The 2,739-nt window shown below is 67.8% G+C and carries 2 protein-coding genes; both read left to right on the top strand.

Annotation, left to right across the window (positions count from 1 at the left end; all coding sequences use genetic code 11):
• A partial coding sequence (locus AB4Y86_RS16205; protein ID WP_441403204.1) for a glutamate synthase-related protein occupies window positions 1-2,065 on the top strand: 2,065 nt, incomplete at its 5' end.
• On the top strand, window positions 2,058-2,739 hold a 682-nt coding region (locus tag AB4Y86_RS16200), incomplete at its 3' end, for a glutamate synthase subunit beta (RefSeq protein WP_441403203.1). The genes AB4Y86_RS16205 and AB4Y86_RS16200, both read left to right, overlap by 8 nt.

Genomic DNA, 2,739 nt, shown 5'->3' with positions numbered 1-2,739 from the left:
CTTCAAGGCCTACACCCGCGGCGTGGACGACCAGTCCGAGAACCTGATGACCCTGCGCGGACTGCTCAAGTTCAAGGGCGGCCTGCGCCCCGCGGTCCCGCTCCAGGAAGTGGAGCCCGTCTCCAGCATCGTCAAGCGGTTCTCCACCGGCGCGATGAGCTACGGCTCCATCTCGCAGGAAGCCCACGAGACCCTCGCGATCGCGATGAACCGGCTCGGCGCCAAGTCGAACACCGGCGAAGGCGGCGAGGACGTGGACCGGCTGCTGGACCCGACCCGCCGCTCGGCGGTCAAGCAGATCGCGTCGGGCCGCTTCGGCGTCACCAGCCTCTACCTGTCCAACGCCGACGACATCCAGATCAAGATGGCGCAGGGCGCCAAGCCCGGCGAAGGCGGCCAGCTGATGGCCCAGAAGGTCTACCCCTGGGTGGCCCGGACCCGGCACTCCACGCCCGGCGTCGGGCTCATCTCGCCGCCCCCGCACCACGACATCTACTCGATCGAGGACCTCGCGCAACTGATCTACGATGCCAAGCGTGCCAACCCCTCGGCCCGCGTGCACGTCAAGCTCGTCTCCGAGGTCGGGATCGGCACCGTGGCGGCCGGCGTCACGAAGGCCAAGGCCGACGTCGTGCTGGTGTCCGGCCACGACGGCGGCACCGGCGCCTCGCCGCTAAACTCGCTCAAGCACGCCGGTGTGCCGTGGGAACTCGGCCTCGCCGAGACCCAGCAGACCCTGATGCTCAACGGCCTGCGCGACCGCGTGGTGGTGCAAGTGGACGGCCAGCTCAAGACCGGTCGCGACGTCGTCATCGCCGCGCTGCTCGGCGGCGAGGAATTCGGTTTCGCCACCGCGCCGCTGGTGGTGTCCGGCTGCATCATGATGCGCGTCTGCCACCTGGACACCTGCCCGGTGGGCGTCGCAACCCAGAACCCCGAGCTGCGCTCACGCTTCACCGGCAAGCCCGAATTCGTGGTCAACTTCTTCGAATTCCTCGCCGAGGAAGTCCGCGAGATCCTCGCGGAGCTCGGCTTCCGGAGCTTGGAGGAAGCGATCGGCCACGCCGAGATGCTCGACACCCGTGAGGCGATCAGCCACTGGAAGGCCGAAGGGCTGGACCTGGATCCGATCCTGCACGGCCTCGAATTCGACGACGACGCTCCGCTGCGCAACCTCACCGGCCAAAACCACGAGCTRGACAAGCATTTCGACCAGCGCCTGATCGGTATGGCCGCCGAGGCCCTCAGCGACCGCACTCCGGTGAAAATCGCCGTCAACGTGATCAACACGGACCGCTCTGTGGGCACCATGCTCGGCCACGTGGTCACCAAGACCTTCAGTACCGATCTGCTCGCTGCCGACACGATCGATGTCACCCTGACCGGCACCGCCGGCCAGTCGCTCGGCGCCTTCCTGCCGGCCGGAATCACGCTGCGGATGTTCGGCGACTCCAACGACTACGTCGGCAAGGGACTCTCCGGCGGCCGCATCATCGTCCGCCCGGACCGGACCAACGTCTTCGCGGCGGAGCGGAACGTGATCGCGGGCAACGTGATCGGCTACGGCGCCACCAGCGGCGAGCTGTACCTCCGTGGCCAGGTGGGGGAGCGCTTCATGGTGCGCAACTCCGGCGCCACCGCGGTGGTCGAAGGCATCGGCGACCACGGCTGCGAGTACATGACCGGCGGCCAGGCCCTCATCATCGGGCGCACCGGCCGCAACTTCGGCGCCGGCATGTCCGGCGGCACCGCGTACGTCCTTGACCTGCGGACCGAACGGGTCAACAAGCAGGCCCTCGACGCCGGCGAGCTGCAACTGCTCGAACTCGACGCCGAAGACCGCGACATCGTCCACGGCCTCCTCGCCAAGCACCTCGAAGAAACCGAGTCGCAGCTCGCGGCCCGGCTCCTCGAGGACTTCGACGACACCGCGGCCCGCATTACCAAAGTCCTGCCGCGTGATTACGCGGCCGTCCTGCAAACCCGTCTTGACGCCATCGAAGAGGGCCTGGACCCCGACGGCGAAGAAGTTTGGTCTCGAATCCTGGAGGTGACCGGTGGCTGATCCACGCGGATTTCTGAAAGTACGCCAGCGTGAAACGCAGCCGCGCCGTCCCGTCCCGGTCCGCATCATGGACTGGAAGGAAGTCTACGAGGCACAGGAAAAGGGTGTCCTGAAGAGCCAGGCCGGCCGCTGCATGGACTGCGGCGTCCCCTTCTGCCACCAGGGCTGCCCGCTGGGCAACCTCATYCCGGAGTGGAACGACCTCATCTGGCGGGACAAGGGCGAGGAAGCGATCGAGCGGCTGCACGCCACCAACAACTTCCCCGAGTTCACCGGCCGGCTCTGCCCGGCACCGTGCGAGGCCTCGTGCGTGCTCGGCATCAACCAGCCGGCCGTGACCATCAAGCAAGTCGAGGTCTCCATCGTGGACCAGGCCTTCGAGCACGGCTGGGTCAACCCGCTGCCGCCGGCGCGCCTCTCCGGCAAGACCGTCGCCGTCGTCGGCTCCGGCCCCGCCGGCCTGGCTGTCGCCCAGCAGCTGACCCGCGTGGGCCACACCGTGGCCGTCTATGAGCGCGACGACAAGATCGGCGGCCTGCTGCGCTATGGCATTCCGGACTTCAAGATGGAAAAAGATCACGTGGACCGCCGCCTGGACCAGATGAAGGCCGAAGGCACCCGCTTCCGGACCGGCGTCACCGTCGGCACCGACGTCACCTGGGAGCAGCTGCGCC

Source organism: Arthrobacter sp. 2YAF22_2, from assembly GCF_052114645.1.
Lineage (GTDB): Bacteria > Actinomycetota > Actinomycetes > Actinomycetales > Micrococcaceae > Arthrobacter.
Note: the sequence above shows the minus strand (reverse complement) of the source record. Positions and strands in the feature narration are given on the sequence as shown.